This is a genomic window from Streptomyces sp. NPDC031274, from assembly GCF_055570235.1.
Window position 1 is genome coordinate 481 of sequence record NZ_JBVIHP010000264.1, and the last position, 857, is coordinate 1,337.

The following is an 857-nucleotide window of genomic DNA, read 5'->3' on the forward strand; positions in this document are numbered from 1 at the left end:
GGGGACGGCGTGGGTGACTTCGTACCCGGTGAGTTTGAGGGTCCGGGTGAGCAGTTCACGGCTGGGGCCCGGTGAGCCGACGGCCAGGACGTGGCCGCTGGTCGGTGGTGGGTCGGAAGGGTGCGGTGTCAGCACCGATGTGACGGACATCTATGTGGTCCCATCCTGTTCGGATTGTGGGGGGAGGACCGCTTGGTTTTCGGTTGTTCTCGCTGATTCGCCAACTGGCCCTGAAACAGGGGTCAATCGGTCACATCAGCCTCAACGATCACTGTGACACCGCACCTTCACTGGCGTAACGCTCTGATTACGTCCCCGTGTAGAGAGCGAGCAGAGCGGGTCCTTTACCGCACCCCCACCGCCCGCACGATCTCCTGCGTGACCGAACCACCCCGGTCATCCTTCGCGGAGGCCCGCAGCGAAATGAACTCCGCGGAACCGGGCACCTTCAACTCCCCGTCCCACGCGGCCTTACTGCCGTCACGGTCCAGCTCGACGCCCTTCCAGGTCTTCCCTTCGTCATAGGAGACCTCGAGCTTGCCGCCCCCGATGGCACCGGTGTCCACCGCTCCCTCGACGTACTCGGAGAAGATCCCCACATCCACGGACCGTCCGCCCCGGACGTTCCCCGCGAGATCCGTGTCCACGTCGAACCCGAGATTCAGCAGGGGCAGGAAACTCTTGCGGTCACTCGCCGTCTCCTTCGACTGGAAGGTCCACTCCGAGTGGCCCTTCGTGGCGAGCCGCCACCGCTCGGGATCCAGCGTCGTGTCCGTCACGACCTTGTACGTCGTCAGCGCCGGATTCGCGTCCCACACGTACGCACCCGAACTCTGCCGCCGGTCGACCAACTCCCC

Annotated in this window: 1 pseudogene; it reads right to left on the bottom strand. The window is 64.9% G+C overall.

Annotation, left to right across the window (positions count from 1 at the left end):
- Nucleotides 1-344: 344 nt before the first annotated feature.
- Nucleotides 345-857, bottom strand: a pseudogene (locus ACZ5CR_RS45530) (S8 family serine peptidase); the annotation flags it as partial.